This is a genomic window from Acinetobacter sp. ACNIH3, assembly GCF_002918965.1.
GTDB classification, from domain to species: domain Bacteria; phylum Pseudomonadota; class Gammaproteobacteria; order Pseudomonadales; family Moraxellaceae; genus Acinetobacter; species Acinetobacter schindleri.
Window position 1 is genome coordinate 116,022 of the sequence record NZ_PQLP01000002.1, and the last position, 19,146, is coordinate 135,167.

Consider the following 19,146-nt stretch of genomic DNA (forward strand, 5'->3'; position numbering starts at 1 on the left):
ATGCAAATTACGACTCCTGATATTGGTGTAGATAAGGCAACAGTTGCTGAAATTCTGGTGAAAGTGGGTGATACCATTGCCATCGATGAAAGCATTGTACTGCTGGAATCTGACAAAGCCTCTGTTGAAGTGCCTAGCACTTCAGCAGGCGTGGTAAAAAGCATTCTGGTTAATCAGGGTGATGAAGTATCTGAAGGTGCAGTACTCATTGAATTAGAGGCTGAAGATGATGCCAATGCTGTAGAAACCCAGCAAGCTGATGTGTCTGATAAAACTTCAGAAAATACGCCGACTTCATTACCTGATGATGAAATTCTCCAGGAAGTGGCTTCACATCAGCCGGGCACTGCGACTAAACAAAGCCAGACACCTGCTGCTAATAGCGCTGCATCTGCAACTGTTGAAGTGAAAGTGCCAGATATCGGTGTAGAAAAAGCACTGGTAGGTGAAATTCTGGTACAGGTCGGTGATGAAATCACGGTTGATCAAAGCATCGTGGTCGTAGAGTCCGATAAAGCGACTGTTGAAGTTCCAAGCACCATCGATGGCACAGTAGAAGCTATTCAAATTAAGGAAGGCGATACCGTTAAAGAAGGTGTGGTTATCCTGACCGTGAAAACTGCGGCTTCAGCACCGGTTCAGCAATCAGCTCCTGAGTCGGCTGAACAAGCTTCTGCACCAGCAGCACCTGAAGCCAAAGCTGAAACAGTTACACAAGCACCCGCAGCGCCTGCGGGTGATGTGGAAGTGAAAGTACCTGACTTGGGTGTCGACAAAGCTGCTGTAGCAGAAATTCTGGTACAGGTCGGTGACAAGGTTGAGAAAGACCAAAGTATCATCGTGGTGGAATCGGATAAGGCGACTGTCGAAGTGCCAAGCACGACTGCAGGTGTGATCAAGTCAATTCATGTCGAGCTCGGCCAGAACGTTTCTGAAGGCATTGCACTGATTACGATTGAAGCTGCAGGGCAGTCAGCACCTGCGACAGCTCCGGCTCCAAAAGCAGAAGTGTCAGTAGCTAAAGCTGTACCTGTACCAGCTGCAGCGCCAAAAGCTGAGACTGCTGCTGCACCTGAAACGCAAAATGCAGACAAGCTCACCAAAGAGCAGAACGCTGCCAATGCCAAAGTCTATGCCGGTCCCGCAGTTCGTAAGCTTGCACGTGAGCTGGGTGTGGTACTTGCTGAAGTCAAAGCATCTGGTCCGCATGCGCGCCTGATGAAAGAAGATCTGTTTGCATATGTGAAAACACGTCTGACTGCACCGGCACCTGCTGCAGTTGCGCCAGCCGCGGCTGCACCCGCAGGCTTGCCAAAACTACCAAGCTTTGATGCATTTGGTGGCGTGGAAGAGAAAGCCTTGACGCGTTTGCAGCAGGTTTCTATTCCGCAGTTGTCTCTCAATAATTACATCCCGCAAGTGACACAGTTCGACTTGGCCGATATTACTGAACTTGAAGCATGGCGTAATGAGCTGAAAGGCAACTTTAAGAAAGAAGGCCTAAGCCTGACTATTATGTCATTCATTATCAAGGCAGTAGCACACCTGCTGAAAGAAGAGCGTGAATTTGCAGGTCATTTGTCAGATGACGGTAAGTCAGTCCTGTTGCGTAACGAAATCCATATGGGGATTGCAGTCGCAACACCAGATGGTTTGACGGTTCCTGTACTGCGTAATCCAGATCAAAAATCCATTAAGCAAATTTCGAAAGAATTGGGTGAACTGGGTCAAAAAGCACGTGATAAGAAACTTTCGCCGAAAGATCTGCAAGGTGCGAATTTCACGATTTCAAGTCTTGGAGCAATTGGTGGTACAGCGTTTACCCCACTTGTGAACTGGCCACAAGTTGCAATCCTAGGTATTTCACCTGCGACCATGCAACCGGTTTGGAATGGTGAGGGCTTTGATCCACGCTTAATGCTTCCATTATCCTTGTCATACGATCATCGTGTGATTAATGGTGCAGATGCGGCACGCTTCACCAATAAGTTAAGCAAATTGTTAAAAGATATTCGTAGCCTATTGATCTAATGCATTAATGCTTTAATAGAAAAACCCTGCTCCGGCAGGGTTTTTTTATATTACGATTTGTAAATATGGATGCTCTTGATTATAATGAGCTTACTTCATTGGGGAGTAGCCGCCTTTTGCGCAAAGCGAAAGGGTGATGGTCAACATATTTGTCCTGAAGCGGACATGGTCATCATAGCAAAGAACCAAATGAGCTTCTTGAAGCTTTCTTTTGTTGGCAAGACCTTTGATTTACCATTCTGCAGATTTTGGCTGGCGGGAAGGGTAAGTCATCGGTAGCACATGCCAGCCAGAGAAAGACACATGTACGAATTCCTTCTTTCAACTGCCGTCGTAGCACTTGCCGAAATGGGCGATAAGACCCAATTGCTTGCCTTGCTGCTTGCCGCGCGATTCAGAAAGCCTGTTCCTATTCTTGTTGCGATCTTGCTAGCGACCTTGATCAACCACGGTTTGTCTGCGGTATTGGGTCAGTGGATTACCACGGTAATGAGTCCAGATGTGTTGTTATGGGTTGTTTCAATTGGATTTATTGCAATGGCGATCTGGATGCTGATTCCGGATGAACTTGGTGATGAATCTTCTAGCATCAATAAATGGCAAAAATTGGGGGTGTTTGGTGCGACCTTTATCCTATTCTTCCTGGCAGAAATTGGTGACAAAACCCAAGTTGCAACTGTAGCCCTGGCAGCACGTTTTGACAGTGTGCTTTGGGTAATGCTGGGAACCACAATAGGTATGATGATTGCCAATGCACCGGCAGTTTTTATTGGGGATAAGCTGGCAAACCGCCTGCCAATCGCCTTGATTCACAAAATTGGTGCGTTGATCTTCTTGTTGATTGGTATTGGTACCTTGCTCAAACATTATTATTTCTAATTCATAAGAATAATATATTAAATCCTGAGCTAAAAACTCGGGATTTTTTATTGTGAAATAGCTATCAAAATGCTGATAAATAAGGCTATATAGACATTTTTATTTATTGTAAGTTTCTCTGAATACTTATATGTTAACAACAACACAAAAATCATTTTTAAATGTATAAAATTGGGGAAAGTTATGGCTTTTGAACGTACCACATCACAGGTTTTATTCGATGATGGCATCCACAAGTGCATTAGTTTTACCAGCCTGGTAAAAGGTGAAGGCGTTCAGGCCAACCAGTTTTTAATTATTGATAATAACCGTGCGGCAGTACTGGATCCGGGGGGTGACCTGACTTATGTGCCGCTCACCATGGAACTGAACAAGTATACCCGTCTGGCCAATCTGGACTATGTCATGGCCTCGCATCAGGATCCGGACATTATCACTTCGATGCCGCGCTGGTTAGTCTATACCGATGCCAAAGTGGTCGCGTCCAAGCTCTGGGCACGTTTCTTGCCGCACCTGAACTCGGCCTTTATGAGTGACCGCATGAAAGGTAACTGGTTAGATCGTCTGGTGGAGCTGCCGGATCATGGCCAGATTATCAAACTAGGCAATTCCAATATTGTGGCAATTCCTGCTCATTTTCTGCATTCAGTCGGTAATTTCCAATTCTATGACCCGATTGCAAAAATCCTGTTTTCAGGCGATATGGGCGCGTCTATGGTCGAAGACGCTTCGCGTCCACTGGAAAACTTTGCGGCGCATATCCCGAAAATGAAGGGTTTTCACCAGCGTTATATGTGTAATAACAAGGTGATCCGTCTCTGGGTGCAAATGGTACGTACCATGGATGTAGAAATGATCGTGCCACAGCACGGTACACCGTTTGTGGGCAAAGAGCAGATTAATCTGTTTCTGGACTGGATTGAAACCCTGGAATGTGGCACTGACTTAATGGATGAAACGGTATTTACCTGTCCGGAATAACAGGAAAAATTAAAAAAATACTTGAGTGAAAAAACAACATTTTTTATATTTTCGGATTCCAAAAAATCTTTTTGATGACGAGAATTTATAAAAAATGTTGTCTCAAGTTCCAACACAGGATGCATGTTTAAGTTGTGGCGCATGTTGCGCCCATTTCAGGGTGTCGTTTTACTGGGCAGAGGGCATTCCTATGCCAGAGCACTATACGGAACCTGTTACATCGGTGTATTCGTGTATGGCCGGGACCAATCAGAAAAATCCGCGCTGTATTGCATTACAAGGTACGATTGGTGAGCAGGTCAGTTGTGGTATGTATGAGCTACGCAGTACTTCATGTAAGGAAGTACAGGTTGCAGATGCGCAGTGTAATAAAGCCCGCATTGCCCATAATATGATTCCATTCATCCAGATCGATCGGGATGAAGCTGGGAATGACAATAACTTTGAACGCGTCAGCTAAATCTGCATGCAAGATTTACAAAAGCAGGGCTTAGGCTCTGCTTTTTTATTGGGTATAGGTGTTGGTATGAGTGAGCCTCGAATCTGCCATGTTGCAGGCAAATGATTATTTTTCCATGATCTGTTTTTTATCTCACTATCTGTGGAAAAGAAGAAGTGTATAAATGATTTTGTAAGCTTAATTATTCTTCTTGCCAAGCTGGAATATTTAAACTGTTGATTGAATAGTCGAATTTATAAATTTAGCCAGTTAAATTAGATCTAAGTCCAGATTTCGACAAAATAAATTTTGCAATTGCAATGAAATTTAGAGCTAAATTTGTTTATAATGGCGCACGGAAATTACCAGTGAGACTGTTATGTTGACCATCGTTCAAGACGCGTTAACCTTCGATGATGTCCTATTACTCCCTGCCTACTCTACTGTTCTCCCAAAAGATGTCTCTCTAAAGACACGCCTGACTCGCGGCATTAACCTGAATATTCCTCTTGTGTCTGCAGCTATGGATACGGTGACTGAATCCCGTATGGCGATTGCAATGGCGCAAAATGGTGGTATCGGTATTCTGCACAAGAACATGGATATTGCTGCACAGGCTGCTGAAGTACGTCGTGTGAAGAAATTCGAAGCGGGTATGGTGAAAGATCCAATCATTGTTACCCCAGAAACTACCGTTCGTGAGTTGATTGCCTTAACTCAGGCAAACAATATTAGCGGTGTACCTGTTGTTAAAGATGGCAAAGTGGTTGGTATCGTGACAGGTCGTGATACACGCTTTGAAACCAATCTTGAACAGCCAGTCAGCAACATCATGACAGGTCAGGAGCGTCTGGTCACAGTTCGTGAAGGTGAGTCGAAAGAAAACATCCAGGCCTTACTGCAAAAACACCGTATCGAAAAAGTTCTGGTTGTAAATGAACAGCAAGAACTGAAAGGTTTGATCACGGTTACAGATTTCCGCAAAGCTGAAAGCTATCCAAACAGCTGTAAAGATGACCTGGGTCGCCTACGCGTGGGTGCTGCGGTTGGTACGGGTGCAGAAACACCAAGCCGTGTTGAAGCATTGGTTGAAGCTGGTGTAGACGTGATTGTCGTCGATACTGCACATGGTCACTCTGCTGGTGTGATTGAACGTGTACGTTGGGTAAAACAGAATTTCCCACAAGTTCAGGTGATTGGCGGTAATATTGCGACGGGTGATGCTGCACTTGCACTTCTGGATGCTGGTGCAGATGCTGTTAAAGTGGGTATCGGTCCTGGCTCCATCTGTACGACGCGTATTGTTGCGGGTATTGGTATGCCACAAATCTCTGCAATCGATTCAGTTGCGAATGCATTGAAAGAACAGATTCCATTGATTGCTGATGGTGGTATCCGTTTCTCTGGCGATATGGCAAAAGCGATTGGCGCTGGTGCAAGCACCATCATGGTGGGTTCACTGTTGGCTGGCACCGAAGAAGCACCAGGTGAAGTTGAGTTCTTCCAGGGTCGTTACTATAAAGCTTACCGTGGTATGGGCTCATTAGGTGCGATGGCTGGAGCAACAGGTTCTGCAGACCGTTATTTCCAGGATTCTAAAGCAGGTGCCGAGAAACTGGTTCCAGAAGGCATTGAAGGCCGTGTACCTTATAAAGGCCCAATGGGTAACATTGTGCATCAGATGATGGGCGGTCTGCGTTCATCTATGGGTTATACCGGTTCTGCAGTGATTGAAGATCTTCGTCAAAATGCGAAGTTTGTGAAAATCACTTCTGCAGGTATGTCTGAATCTCACGTACATGACGTGACGATTACCAAGGAAGCGCCAAACTATCGCGTTGGCTAATTTCCTTTCTGCACTCATTCGAAAAAAGCCGTCATAGCAATGACGGCTTTTTTATTTTGGTGTAAAGTGTTGCTCATTGTAAAAATGGATGGTGTAATTCATCCACTAAGAAGAGAGACAACAATGAGTTATTTTGGTACCGATGGTATTCGTGGCAAGTTTGGCGTATTGCCGATTACCCCTGAATTTGCACTTAAATTAGGCTTTGCAGCAGGGAAGGTACTCAAGCGACATAGCAAGAAAAATAAACCGCTGGTGGTGATGGGGAAAGATACCCGTTTATCAGGCTATATTTTGGAATCTGCCTTGCAGGCGGGCCTTAATGCGGCAGGTGTTTATGTACATTTACTGGGTCCATTACCGACTCCTGCAATTGCCCATTTGACCCGTGCACTGCATGCCAGTCTGGGTATTGTTATTTCAGCTTCTCATAATCCGTATTTTGATAACGGGATTAAATTTTTCTCTAGTGAAGGCAAGAAACTACCGGATGCCTTACAAGATGAAATTAATCAGGAGCTCGAAAAAGAAATAAGTATTGAAGATACGGCGAACCTGGGTAAAAGTTTCCGTGTCAAAGATGCTAATGGTCGTTATATCGAATTCTGTAAATCGACTTTCCCATATCATTTAGATCTGAATGATTTAACGATTGTAGTGGATTGTGCCAATGGGGCAGCCTATAACGTGGGTCCTGCAGTGTTCCGTGAATTGGGCGCAAAAGTTATTGCAATGTTTGATGATCCTGATGGTCTCAATATCAATAAAGACTGTGGCTCAACACATCCTGAGAATCTGCAAAAAGCAGTCGTTGAATATCAGGCTGATCTTGGGATTGCCTTTGATGGAGATGCTGACCGTGTCATTATGGTCGACAAAAACGGTGAGCAGATTACTGGTGACCATATTCTGTATATCCTTGCGACTCAGGCCAAAAATAAGCCAGCAGGAATTGTAGGCACACTCATGAGTAATATGGCGCTGGAACTGGCTGTAGAAAAAGCCCAAGTCTCATTCTTGCGTGCCAAGGTGGGTGACCGTTATGTATTACAAGGTCTGGAGCAAAAGGGATGGGTCACTGGCGGTGAGCCATCCGGTCATATCCTGACATTAGACAAGAGCACCACGGGTGATGCCATTATTGCTGCGCTACAAGTATTGACAGTGATGGTCGAGCAGAAGAAAGCCCTGCATGAACTGGTAGCTGATTTCCGCTTGTTACCGAACGTATTGGTCAATGTACGTCTGGATGCCATGTTTGATCCGTACGCCGTCCCTGCGCTTGCTGCTGAATTTGAAAAAGCAGAACAACAGCTGAAAGGCCGTGGCCGCTTGCTGATTCGTAAGTCAGGTACTGAGCCGGTTATTCGTGTTATGGTGGAAGGCGAAGACCTGGATGAAGTCACTACACTGGCCCATTCATTGGCAGATGCTATACGTGCCAATGCTGCCTAAACTTGCTGACTGATTATAGAGAGATGGAATGACTGATTTAATTAAAGATCTGAGTGAACTACGCCTGAATTATCAGAAAGGCGAGCTGCTTGAGGATCAGGTTAAACTGGATCCACATGAACAGTTTTTGCTCTGGTTTAACCATGCCCTGGCAGCGCAATTGCATGAGCCTTATGCCATGTCACTGGCTACGGCAAATGCGCAAGGTCGTCCGCATGTACGCACAGTCTTGCTACGTGGGGCGACTCCAGATGGCTATGCTTTCTATACCAATTATGATAGCCAGAAAGGGATGGATCTTGAGGTAAATCCTTATGCTGAGCTGCTATTTTACTGGCAGGAGCAGGAACGACAAATCCGTGTTTCTGGGCGTGTAGTTAAAATCTCTGAAGAAGAATCCACAGATTATTATCATAAGCGTCCACGTGACAGTCAGATTGCTGCGCATGTCAGTACGCCCCAGAGTGGTGTGATTGCCAGTCGTGATGAGCTGCAGCAGCGTTTCTGGGACTATCATGATACGATGGCGAACCAGGAACAGCTTGATAAGCCAGAATTCTGGGGTGGTTACCGTTTAGTACCTGATTATTATGAATTCTGGCAAGGACGTCCAAATCGTTTGCATGATCGTCTGAGTTATACCAAGAATGACGATGCCTGGACATTGCAGCGACTGATGCCATAAATGCCAAAACTTGAAATCAAGCAGCGCCCTTTACTGACCCGTCCTGAATCTTTTCAGGACGTACCGTCTTTTATTGCAGAGATTCTGGCACGCCGTGGAGTGGAATCGCAGCAGGAGCTGGAGCTGAAACTCAAGCATCTGTTGGCACCGAGCATGAAAGGCTTGCCGGAAGCCATTCAGCTGATCGATGCAGCGATTGATGCAGGTCAGAAAATCGTGATTGTCGGTGATTATGATGCCGATGGTGCCACCAGTACCGCATTAATGCTGCTGGCACTGCGTGATATGGGAGCGGATGTTGATTATCTGGTCCCCGACCGTTTTAAATATGGCTATGGCTTAACGCCGGCAATTGCTGATCTGGCATTTGCCAGTTTTACCCCTGATCTACTCATTACTGTGGATAATGGTATTTCCAGTCATGACGGGGTAAAACAGGCACAAGATCATGGTATGCAAGTGATCATCACTGATCACCATCTTACCACCAAACCGACACCTGCTGCTGAAGCGGTGGTCAATCCAAATCAGCTCGGTTGTGAATTTCCAAGCAAGGCACTGGCTGGGGTAGGCGTGGCTTTCTATGTATTAGCCAATCTATCTACCCATCGTAAGAAGCTTGGTAAGTCTTCTACAGTAATCACCAATTATCTGGATCTGGTGGCACTGGGAACCTATGCAGATGTAGCTAGCCTGGACTATAACAACCGCATTCTGGTTGATGCTGGACTGAAGCGGATTCAGCAGCACTTATGCCGTCCAGGGATTAGTGCACTGCTGGAAATCGCAGGGCGGGATGCAGCAACGTTAAAAGCCCAAGATCTCGGTTTTGTACTCGGTCCGCGCATTAATGCGGCTGGACGTATGGAAACCATGGATATCGGGATTGAATGTCTGCTCGCTAAAGATCTGGCAACTGCTTATCCACTCGCAGAACAGCTGAATCAGCTCAATGTCGAGCGCCGTCAGGTCGAAGGCAAGATCAAGCAGGAGGCGCTGGCTGAACTGGAAAAAATCCAGCTGGATGAAACAGAGCTGCCAGCTGCCCTGATCATGTTTGAACAGCATTGGCATCAAGGCGTGATTGGAATTGTCGCTGGACGTTTAAAAGAACAGTTTCATCGTCCAAGTATTGTTTTTGCTGCAGATGCAGATGGCATTCATATCAAGGGTTCTGCACGTTCAATTGAGGGGATTCATATCCGTGATGCGATTGAGCGGGTGGCTGAACAAAATCCACATATTGTCAGTCACTTTGGTGGGCATGCAGCAGCAGCAGGACTGACCATTAAAAAAGCACATTTTGCTGAATTTAAGCAGACCTTTGAACAGTTAATTGGCAGTATGGATGAAAGTCTGTTTACTGCAACGTTATGGACTGATGGTGAGTTGCCAGCCTCTGCATTTCAGATTGATACAGTAGATCTTTTGCATAATCTGAGCCCATGGGGACAGAAATTTCCACAACCTATATTTGAAGGCATATTTAAAGTATTGGATTATCGCTGGCTTAAAGAGGTACATCTGAAGCTGCGAGTGGCGTTGGAAAATGGACAGGTGGTGGATGCGATTGCTTTTAATGCAGCCAGTAAATATCAGTTTGACCCAATGCAGGACAGTGTACGTCTGGTCTATGAACTGGATAAAAATATCTTCAATGGAAATGTCAGTTTGCAGATGCGGATTGCACATCTGGAACAGTAAATAAAAAAAACCGCTCTTTTGAGCGGTTTTTTTATACTCTGTAATATTTAATTAGAAGCGATAGGCACCACGTACACCGAAGATGTCAGCATTGTCACCAAAAGTAATACCACCTTCTAAACTAAATTGCTGAGAAAAGAATTTTTTAGCACGTATACTAAATACGTCAGTACCTTCTAAGTCAGAATCAGTATATCCAATACCTACACTAAAGGTTTTATCTAGATATAAATCAGCTCCCAGATTATACGCATCGATGTCACCGAAACTGGCACCAGCTTCAAAATTCATATCATAAGTTCCAACTTGAGTTACATATTTCGCACGTAACGTTGGATCAATTTCATCATCTGCGTCATCTTCAGAAATGCCGATAAGTCCTAAAGCAACTAATAAACCAGGAACTGGTAAGTAGCCTGCTTCAGCGCTATAACTGGTTAAATCCCCAAAATCATTATCAAAATGAGAAAGACTACCACTCAAGTAAAAATCTGAATTTGGAACAAAGTATTTAATACCTGCTTGAATCCCAAAAATCTCTGAGTCATCTACATAACTTAAAGCACCATTTATATTGCTCGCGCGATTTAAGAATGCAGCTTCGTTTAAAGGGTAATTTTTGATTTGAACTGGGCTGAAGTAATGAGTGCCATCAATCGAAAAACCTACATCTGAACCACCTTGGTCGCGGTCTAGGATCTCAATAGTGCCACCTACTTCAGTCTGATAAGCATGGCTCAAACCAAATGTACCCAGCAGGGCAGTTACAAGTACAATTTTTTTTAACATGTAAAAGTCTCGGTTGTTATTGATAAAACTTGAAATTTTATACTTGTAACAAATTGTATGTTTTTTATTCTTATGGTCAAGACCATTGGTCTTATTTTGGTGCATTAAAAAGCCCCTCCGAAGAAGGGCTTTTTTATTAAAGCTATGTCTAACTTAGATTAGAAGCGGTATTTTGCAGCTACACCAAATTTGTTGTAGTCATTATTACCTGCTTCACCAAAGCCTACACGGCCTTCAAGGCTAACTTGCTGGTTGATGAATTTACGTGCACTCACACCAAATTCACTACGGTCGATAAGGTCATTGTTCTGATAGTCAGCACCAACGCTTAAAGTTTTATCGATAAAGTAGTCAGCTTTCAGGTTGTACTCATCGAGATCACCAAAAGCGGCACCAGCTTCAAGGTTAATGTCTTTACCGTTGCTTAAGGTAGTCACATATTTTGCACGAAGTGTTGGATCTACACCGTCATCACGGTCGTTATCCCATCCTTTCACACCAGCAGCAATCAATAAGCCTGGTGCTGGAAGGTAACCCACTTCTGCAGCATAAGTCGTTAGGTCATTATCGAAGTCATCATTGTCTTGCAAGTCATGACCACTCACCTTACCACCTAGATAGAAGTCTGAATTCGGTACAAAGTATTCTGCACCGACACCGTAACGATGTGCTTCAGCATCACCAATTTCATCATATTGGTATTCAGCTTTCACATTACTTGCACGATCAAGGAAAGCAGCTTCGGCTAATGGTGAATTACGCGTTTGTACAGGATTAAAGTAGTAAGTGCCATCTACACCGAAAGAGCCGCTTGAACTACCGTTGTCCGGATCTGTTAAGCCTGCTGATGCACCAATTTCTGCTTGATAAGCATGTGCTGCGGTACCCGTAAAAGCTACGGCTGAAATTAGTGCTGAAGCGATTGCTAATTTTTTCATGCGGATACTCCCCTCTGAAATATTGGCTGGGATTTAATAAATTTTTTGTTACAGTTTCAGTCTAGCCCAAATCGACAGATCGTCAATCAAGGGAAAGTTACATTAATGTCAATTCAGTAATTTTGTGTAATTTTATGATTTTAATTCATTGAAATATAAATAAAAAAACAATGTTTTGTTTTATTAAAACTATGTAAAGATTGTGAATTTTAGAGATTTTGATTAATAAATAATCAGAAAATTTATGATTAAATAGACTGGTTGAGTTTTAAAAAATTAGAAATTTTTCGTTAATAAAATTCATTTTGAATGCATTTTCTCTCTATATGAAGATGAATCAACACTGCTAAATTGATTGAGTTGAATTATTGAAATAAATATTTATGGCAGGCAGAAATCATACAGATGTCCTGTTCAAACTGCGGGAAAGGACTGTGATATAATTGCCTGCTAAAAATTTATGCCTTATTGATTGAGAGAAATTCACGTGGAAATTAATCCTTATCTACTCCAGCTAAAAGACTTGAACGAACGTGGTCAAACACTACGGGGGTATCTTTGACTACGATCTGAAAAAAGAGCGTTTGGAAGAGGTTCTCCGTGAATTAGAAGATCCAGCCATCTGGAATGATCAGAACCGTGCGCAGGCTATGGCCAAAGAAAAAGGCGAGCTTGAGAATGTACTGAATGTACTGGATGGTCTGGCGAATCAGCTTGAAGATGCACAAGCCATGCTTGATCTGGCTGTAGAAGCCGATGAAGAAGCCATGCTTGAAGATGTTCAGGCAGAATTAACAACAGCAGAAGAAGAGCTGGCAAAGCTTGAATTCCGTCGTATGTTCAGTAATCCAATGGATCCAAATCCATGCTATGTGGAAATTCAGGCAGGTTCAGGTGGTACAGAAGCACAAGACTGGGCATCGATGCTGCTGCGTATGTACATGCGCTGGATTGAACGTCATGGTTTTAAAGCAGAAGTGATGGAAGAGTCTGACGGTGATGTAGCCGGGATCAAGTCTGCTACGATCCGTGTAGAAGGTGAGTATGCCTATGGCTGGTTACGTACCGAATCAGGTGTACACCGTCTAGTACGTAAATCACCATTTGACTCGGGTAACCGCCGTCATACCTCATTCTCTGCAGTGTTTGTATCGCCTGAAGTAGATGACAATATTGAGATTGAAATCAATCCTTCAGATGTTCGTACAGATACTTACCGTGCCTCGGGTGCCGGTGGTCAGCACATTAACAAAACTGACTCTGCGGTACGTCTGACTCATATTCCAACCGGTATTGTGGTGGCCTGTCAGAACCAGCGTTCACAACATGCCAACCGTGACCATGCCTGGAAACAGTTACGTGCAAAACTCTATGAACTGGAAATGAGCAAACGTAATGAAGCGGCTCAAGCATTAGAAGACTCGAAGTCTGACATTGGTTGGGGTAGCCAGATCCGTTCTTATGTACTGGATGACTCACGTATCAAAGACTTACGTACTGGTGTTGAAAATTCAAATACAGGTGCAGTTCTGGATGGTGATCTGGATAAATTTATTGAAGCAAGCTTAAAACAAGGCCTGTAAACAGACCTTTTAACTCTCTGCGTAGCAAAGCAGATACAGTTTGTGACTCTTATATCTAAAATATTCGATATATAAATCGAAAAAATACGATATACTGGGATAAATGCTGCAATCAGCTTTGTTGCGCACGACTATGTGATGTGACTATGGACTTTGATCTGATCTTTAAAGCACTGGCAAATCCCACACGCCGACAAATTCTGGAATGGTTAAAAACACCAGAGCAGTTTTTGTCTGCCGAAGAATGTGGCGGCTTTCAGCGTGGTGTTTGTGCGGGCCAGATTGAAAAATTAGGGCAAGTCTCGCAGTCCACCATGTCCAATCATTTGTCCGTGTTACAGCAGGCGGGATTAATTACTGCCACTAAACATGGGCAATGGTCATATTTCTCCCGCAACGAAGCTTTGATTCAGCAGTACATCGAACATCTACAACAACACCTCTAAAATAGATCTGGAGGTCGGAGTCAGTATGGCTGAATTAAATACCCCCCTGAAACTGGGTGCGCTTGAATTAAAAAACCGTGTCATCATGGCACCTTTAACCCGTAGTCGTGCAACCGATGAGCGTGTCCCAACCGCGATGATGGCTGAGTACTATGCCCAACGTGCAAGTGCAGGCCTGATCATTTCTGAAGCGACTGTCATTTCTGAAGAAGCCAATGGTTACCGCAATACACCTGGTCTATTTACAGATGCACAGGTTGAAGGCTGGAAACTGGTAACCAATGCTGTACATGAGAAGGGTGGTTTAATCGTTGCCCAACTATGGCATGTGGGGCGTGTTTCTGATCCAGAGCTGTTAAATGGTGAAACACCGGTATCTGCAAGTTCAGTACAACAAGCCGGTCACGTCAGCCTGTTACGTCCTAAGCGCCCTTATGTTCTTCCACGTCCGCTGGAAATCTCAGAAATTCATGCCATTACCGAGCAATATAAGCAGGCTGCTATTCGTGCCAAAGACGCCGGTTTTGATGGAGTAGAGTTGCATGGCGCCAATGGTTATCTGATTGACCAGTTCCTGCAAACCAAGACCAACAAGCGTGATGATGAATACGGTGGTTCCGTTGAAAACCGGGCTCGTTTCCTGCTGGAAGTGGTGGATGCCTTGATCGAAGTCTGGGGCGCAGATCGTGTTGGTGTGCATCTGGCACCACGTGGTGACGAGCATGACATGGGTGATGATGATCCACGTGAAACATTTGGTTATGCGATGGAGCAGCTGGGCAAACGTCAAATCGCGTTTTTCTTTACCCGTGAATATCTGGCTGAAGACAGCATTTCTGAATATATGAAACAGCGTTCAGGTGGCGTGCCGTATATTGCCAACATGCGCTTGAGCCGTGAGGATGCTATTGAACTTTTAGCCTCAGGTAAAGCAGATGCGGTCTCTTTTGGTAAGGCCTATATTGCCAATCCGGACCTATACGAGCGTCTGTTGCAAGATGCACCGCTGAACGAGCTAAAACTGGAAAATATGATCGGCAGTCAGGCGGCTGAGGGTTATATTGATTACCCGACTTTGGCAGAAGTAAAAGTTTTAAGCACAATAGAATAATCTGAAAATGAGCCACATCGGTTAACATGTCGATGTGGCTCTGTTATATTTTGCCGATTCACTCAATTTCGGGGCAACATTTGGCTACTCCTTTTTGGTACAACGCGGCACTGACACTGATCAAGCCTTTATATCAGTCACGTATTCGCAAGCGTGCGGAAAGTCCTGAACAACTACAACAGGAATTGCTTGAGCGTTTTGGTCCGTTTCAGACCCCCAAAAACAAACATGCCATCTGGTTTCATGTGGTTTCGGTTGGAGAAACCAATGCGGCACAGCCACTGATTGAATATTATTTAAAATCAGGCCATCCGGTGCTGGTGACCAATACCACTAAAACAGGTCAGGCACGCGCTAAATCTCTTTTTCTTAAAGAACCTTATTTAAATTTATTTCAGGCAGTTTATTTACCTGCCGATCAAAAACATCTGATTCGGGATTTTTATCAGAAATATCAGCCTAAATTGCTATTATTGATGGAGACCGAGCTCTGGCCAAACCTCATTGATCAGGCAAAGAATTATAAGGTGCCCTGTCTGTTGCTGAATGCCCGTCTTTCAGAAAAATCAGCTCAAGGTTATGGCAAGGTCAAAGGGCTAACCTGTGGCATGCTGAACGCAATGCAGCAGCTATTGGCTCAAGATCTTGCAACCCAACAACGTTATATTGATTTAGGCATCGAAACTAAAAAAACCCAGGTTTTAGGCAATATCAAGTTTGATATCACGGCACCACAGCAGTTTATTGAGCGTGCGAGTGAGTTAAAACGGGAATGGACTTTACAAGGCCGTAAGATCATTACCTTGGCCAGTACCCATGCACCGGAAGAGCAGCAGCTGATGGCCGAATTAAAAGCAGCTCTAGATACTGATCCAAACTTACTGTGTATTGTGGTGCCACGTCATCCGGAACGTTTTGATGAAGTGTTTCAGGCCGCGCAGGCTCTCAACTTAACCACCCAACGCCGTAGTTTGGAACAGAAAATTGAAGCGGATACCCAGATTTATCTGGCAGATTCAATGGGTGAGATGTGGCTGTGGTATGCACTTAGCCAAGTCTGCTATGTCGGTGGTTCTTTAAATGAGCCAGGTGGTGGACATAATATTCTGGAGCCGATTGCACTAAATGTACCTACGATTCTGGGTAAGAATTATTTTAACTTCCAGACCATTGTCGATGAGTTTGTTGAAGCTCAAGCTGTAGAAGTGGTAGAGAATGTTCAGCAGGCAGCTACAACTTTGCTGAAGATTCTAAATAATTCCTCCAAGGCAGAAAGTTTAAATACCGCAGCACAAAAGATTATGCAGCAGAATCAGGGTTCGCTTGCCAAGCATATTGCAGTAATAGATCAGTATTTGTAAAACTGCACCACACTCGCATATATCGGTTTACTACTAAAAGTTTAATTGTAGAGATGACCTACTTTTCAGAGATGAAAATTAGCAAAAATCTTTTGTTTGATTGAGGATACATCCATGTACCCTAATCAAACGGGTGACATCCATGTCACCTGTCACGAATGCCAATGGCGAGTTGTTATTCCTATATGACTCATTGTTGTGCTGATGATTGTCGTGCAGACAATGCGTTACTGAATTAAATCTTTTGATTGGTTTTTAGTTATGAACATCGTCCTACTTGATCCTCGTCAAACCCAATCTGAGATTTGGACGATCAGTGCCAAACGCCAATTGGAACATTTGCAGACACATTTGGACATTCAAGTCGGTGATACGCTAAAAGTGGGTATCCGTGAAGGGAAACGGTATCTCACAGAAATTATCGAAATTACAGAAAAAATAGTTCGTCTGAAACCCTTAAAAGAAGAAGCTGTGCCTGCGAAGTTGCCAGTGACGATGATTGTGGCTTTACCACGTCCAAAGGTACTGCGTCGTCTGATAATGGATGCGGTGACACTTGGGGTGGAGAAGATCATTCTGCTGCATAGCTATCGGGTTGATAAAAGCTATTGGCAAACTCCATTTTTACAACAGTTAGATCATTATATAGAGCTGGGACTGGAACAGGCCGGGGATACGATTGCGCCGAAAATTGAACTCTATAAACGTTTTAAGCCCTTTGTAGAAGATGTACTACCGACCTTGATTAGTACAGATTGCCCGGGTTATGTGGCGCATCCTTATGCTGAAAGCAAAATGCCTTTTGCAATTGAGCATCGGTGTACGGTGGTGATTGGACCAGAAGGCGGTTTTATTCCTTATGAAATAGATCTACTTATAAAAAACGGTTGCCAAGCTGTGAGCCTTGGCAACCGTATTATCCGTACTGAAACAGTAATCCCTTATGTCTTAGGTCGACTGTTTAGCACGGCCTGAAGCATCTTCAATATTTTCACCACGGTACACTTTTACTTCTTGTACAGGGTAAGGAATTGAAATGCCATGTTCCGCGAAGGCTTCAATCACATGTTCCTGAACGGTACTGATTGAATTACCTGTCGAATTTTCCTGGGTATCGACCCACCAGGTTACTGTCAGATTAATCGAGAAGTCAGCCAGTTGAGTCACATTGACATTAAAAGCAGGCTGGCTGAGGATCAACTGATCCTTGTCCAGAATTGCCATAATGATACTCTTGGCTTTCTGCACATCATCTTCATAGCCAATTCCAACCACAAACTGACAGCGGCGGCGCGGATAAGCCGTATTTACCGTCACGGCACTGGTATATACCGTTGCATTTGGAATCACAATACGGCGGCCATCGGGTGAGCGCAGGAAAGTTGCACGGATCTGGATATCTTCTACCGTACCCTCCATGCCTGAGACAATAATGTCATCGCCAATTTTAAACGGTTCACCGAGCAGAATTAGCACGCCGGACAACAGGTTCTGGAAAATATCCTTGAAGGCGAAACCGATCGCCACCGAACCAATCCCCAAGGCACTCATCAGCTGCCCGGGTGTAAAGCCTGGAATGGCAATGACCATGGCAATCAGGAAGCCAATAAAAAGAATTGCAGATGTACCGACACGGTTAAGTACCAATACTAGGTTCTGTTTACTGTAACTCCGTTCACCAATCGCTTTACGTACAAAAAACTTGAACAGTTTCGAAAGCAGGTAAAAGATACTGAAAACTACCAGTGCGATACAGATATAAGGCAGGCGCTCCCAAAACGCCTCAATAAATTTATCGACGGTTGAATACGCATCATTATATTTAGCCGTGTGCTCAATGACGGTCTGAGCAGTTTTTTCAGTTGCTTGATGCAACAGCTCAGTGGTCTCTTCAGTCACTTGGCTTAGAGCATTGTCTTTTTCAGCCACGAGTATCCCGATTATAAAAAAATCGCATTATTTTGCCTGATTTTTACATTGAACTTAATAGAAAGTTGCATAGCCCTTGCGGGTGATAGCAAAATTTAACATAAGCTTAAAAATATTCTGTCCCTTGCTGGATCACTTCCTGTGGACTTTCTAGCTCACCACTTCCCATCATAAAGGATACCATGCTGCTAGCAGCAAATAGACTTAACACGGTCAATAGTATCATCAGCCAGGCCAGAATTTTTTCCCAGACTGCAGTTGGTCGCGGTGCACCAAAGCGGTTATGTCCTGCTGTGCCTCTTGCCAGCAGCAGATAGAAAATAAATAAAATATTAACCACCGGCACTAGCATCAGCAGCATCAGCCAGCCAGATTTGTTTAGGTCATGCAGGCGGCGTGCCACTACCACAATATAGAAATACAGATAGAACACAACCAACAGCAGATAGCCCAAGCCAGCCAAACCAGTCAGTGCATCAACAAACTGCTGATTATCCAGAGACAAGGTGGTCAGGCTGAAAATACCGCTGACCAGACTGAGGGCAATCGAAGCAAAGAAAAAAATGATATGCAGGAAAGCGTACCAGCCAATAAAGCTGAGCCGGCCAAAGCGCCCTTCAAGAGATAGCGGATTATCATTGGAAGGTACCGGAGAGCGGGAGAAGAATGGCGAAGTATCTTTAGAGTTCATGGGCTGAGCCAGTTCAAGTAATTGAAAACAGGCAAACATGTTTGCCTGTAAGGAAGTATAAAAATTCAACACTATTATAAGATTAAACGGAATGGTGAGATACGAAAACTAGACAGGAATGTATTGGATTCACCTGTAAACCTATGTTTTAAATGAATTGATCAGAATACGACCAAAGCATGATTGTCCAATTTGAGATAAGCCGTTCATACTGAGCTATGCATAAAAAACAATCAATAACGTGGCATCAACCTCTCGTGATGAGAGGGAATAAGATC

The 19,146-nt window shown here is 44.1% G+C and carries 17 protein-coding genes and 1 riboswitch; of the genes, 13 read left to right on the forward strand and 4 right to left on the reverse strand.

All coding sequences use genetic code 11. The annotated features are described in order from the left end of the window. From C3420_RS01970 to recJ, 8 genes are all read left to right on the forward strand, one after another. Entirely contained in the window at nt 1–2,031 is a 2,031-nt protein-coding gene (locus C3420_RS01970; RefSeq protein WP_103799763.1) for a 2-oxo acid dehydrogenase subunit E2, read from the forward strand. Between the two features lie 88 nt (nt 2,032–2,119). Then, nucleotides 2,120–2,262: riboswitch (yybP-ykoY riboswitch) on the forward strand. Nucleotides 2,263–2,334: 72 nt separating this feature from the next. After that, on the forward strand, nt 2,335–2,910 hold the full coding sequence (locus C3420_RS01980; RefSeq protein ID WP_071320162.1) for a TMEM165/GDT1 family protein: 576 nt from the start codon (nt 2,335–2,337) through the stop codon (nt 2,908–2,910). A gap of 183 nt (nt 2,911–3,093) precedes the next feature. Beyond that, nucleotides 3,094–3,891 (forward strand): MBL fold metallo-hydrolase, encoded by a 798-nt coding sequence (locus C3420_RS01985; RefSeq protein ID WP_048882181.1) that lies wholly within the window; start codon nt 3,094–3,096, stop codon nt 3,889–3,891. A gap of 94 nt (nt 3,892–3,985) precedes the next feature. Next, nucleotides 3,986–4,351 carry a YkgJ family cysteine cluster protein gene (locus C3420_RS01990; RefSeq protein WP_081405855.1) on the forward strand — a complete coding sequence of 122 codons (366 nt, stop codon included), beginning with the start codon at nt 3,986–3,988 and terminating at the stop codon, nt 4,349–4,351. A 358-nt stretch (nt 4,352–4,709) separates the two neighbouring features. Then, nucleotides 4,710–6,176: an IMP dehydrogenase gene (gene guaB, locus C3420_RS01995; RefSeq protein ID WP_048882183.1), complete on the forward strand. Its 1,467-nt coding sequence runs from the start codon at nt 4,710–4,712 to the stop codon at nt 6,174–6,176. 123 nt (nt 6,177–6,299) lie between these two features. Then, entirely contained in the window at nt 6,300–7,631 is a 1,332-nt protein-coding gene (gene glmM, locus C3420_RS02000) for a phosphoglucosamine mutase (RefSeq protein ID WP_048882184.1), read from the forward strand. Between the two features lie 28 nt (nt 7,632–7,659). Then, nucleotides 7,660–8,316 (forward strand): pyridoxamine 5'-phosphate oxidase, encoded by a 657-nt coding sequence (pdxH, locus tag C3420_RS02005; RefSeq protein ID WP_048882185.1) that lies wholly within the window; start codon nt 7,660–7,662, stop codon nt 8,314–8,316. Then, entirely contained in the window at nt 8,317–10,020 is a 1,704-nt protein-coding gene (recJ, locus tag C3420_RS02010; protein WP_048882186.1) for a single-stranded-DNA-specific exonuclease RecJ, read from the forward strand. Between the two features lie 51 nt (nt 10,021–10,071). On the opposite strand, the gene C3420_RS02015 is transcribed toward recJ, so the two are convergent. Together C3420_RS02015 and C3420_RS02020 are read right to left on the reverse strand one after the other, a co-directional pair. After that, nucleotides 10,072–10,809, reverse strand: coding sequence for a putative porin (locus tag C3420_RS02015; RefSeq protein ID WP_048882248.1), 738 nt, complete (start codon nt 10,807–10,809; stop codon nt 10,072–10,074). 158 nt (nt 10,810–10,967) lie between these two features. After that, nucleotides 10,968–11,747 carry a putative porin gene (locus tag C3420_RS02020; RefSeq protein ID WP_004813724.1) on the reverse strand — a complete coding sequence of 260 codons (780 nt, stop codon included), beginning with the start codon at nt 11,745–11,747 and terminating at the stop codon, nt 10,968–10,970. A 487-nt stretch (nt 11,748–12,234) separates the two neighbouring features. On the opposite strand from C3420_RS02020, the gene prfB reads away from it, so the two are divergent. From prfB to C3420_RS02045, 5 genes are all read left to right on the forward strand, one after another. Beyond that, nucleotides 12,235–13,330, forward strand: a protein-coding gene (gene prfB / locus C3420_RS02025; RefSeq protein WP_099046667.1) for a peptide chain release factor 2 whose coding sequence is annotated in 2 segments (ribosomal slippage) — nt 12,235–12,306 and nt 12,308–13,330 — 1,095 coding nt in all. Because the reading frame shifts where the segments join, the coding sequence is not laid out codon by codon here. 146 nt (nt 13,331–13,476) lie between these two features. Next, nucleotides 13,477–13,776: an ArsR/SmtB family transcription factor gene (locus tag C3420_RS02030; RefSeq protein WP_005180779.1), complete on the forward strand. Its 300-nt coding sequence runs from the start codon at nt 13,477–13,479 to the stop codon at nt 13,774–13,776. Nucleotides 13,777–13,801: 25 nt separating this feature from the next. Beyond that, the gene (locus tag C3420_RS02035; RefSeq protein ID WP_048882187.1) at nt 13,802–14,887 is read left to right on the forward strand and encodes an alkene reductase; all 1,086 of its coding nucleotides are present in this window, start codon (nt 13,802–13,804) and stop codon (nt 14,885–14,887) included. Between the two features lie 80 nt (nt 14,888–14,967). Beyond that, the gene (locus C3420_RS02040; protein WP_048882249.1) at nt 14,968–16,248 is read left to right on the forward strand and encodes a 3-deoxy-D-manno-octulosonic acid transferase; all 1,281 of its coding nucleotides are present in this window, start codon (nt 14,968–14,970) and stop codon (nt 16,246–16,248) included. 261 nt (nt 16,249–16,509) lie between these two features. Then, complete coding sequence (locus C3420_RS02045) at nt 16,510–17,223, forward strand: 16S rRNA (uracil(1498)-N(3))-methyltransferase (RefSeq protein ID WP_048882188.1); 714 nt, start codon at nt 16,510–16,512, stop codon at nt 17,221–17,223. Here C3420_RS02045 and C3420_RS02050 read toward each other — a convergent pair. Beyond that, a complete protein-coding gene (locus tag C3420_RS02050; RefSeq protein ID WP_048882189.1) occupies nt 17,197–18,177 on the reverse strand; it encodes a mechanosensitive ion channel family protein in 981 nt (326 codons plus the stop codon). The genes C3420_RS02045 and C3420_RS02050 overlap by 27 nt on opposite strands. A gap of 106 nt (nt 18,178–18,283) precedes the next feature. After that, nucleotides 18,284–18,907 carry a DUF805 domain-containing protein gene (locus tag C3420_RS02055; protein ID WP_103800715.1) on the reverse strand — a complete coding sequence of 208 codons (624 nt, stop codon included), beginning with the start codon at nt 18,905–18,907 and terminating at the stop codon, nt 18,284–18,286. Nucleotides 18,908–19,146 lie beyond the last annotated feature (239 nt).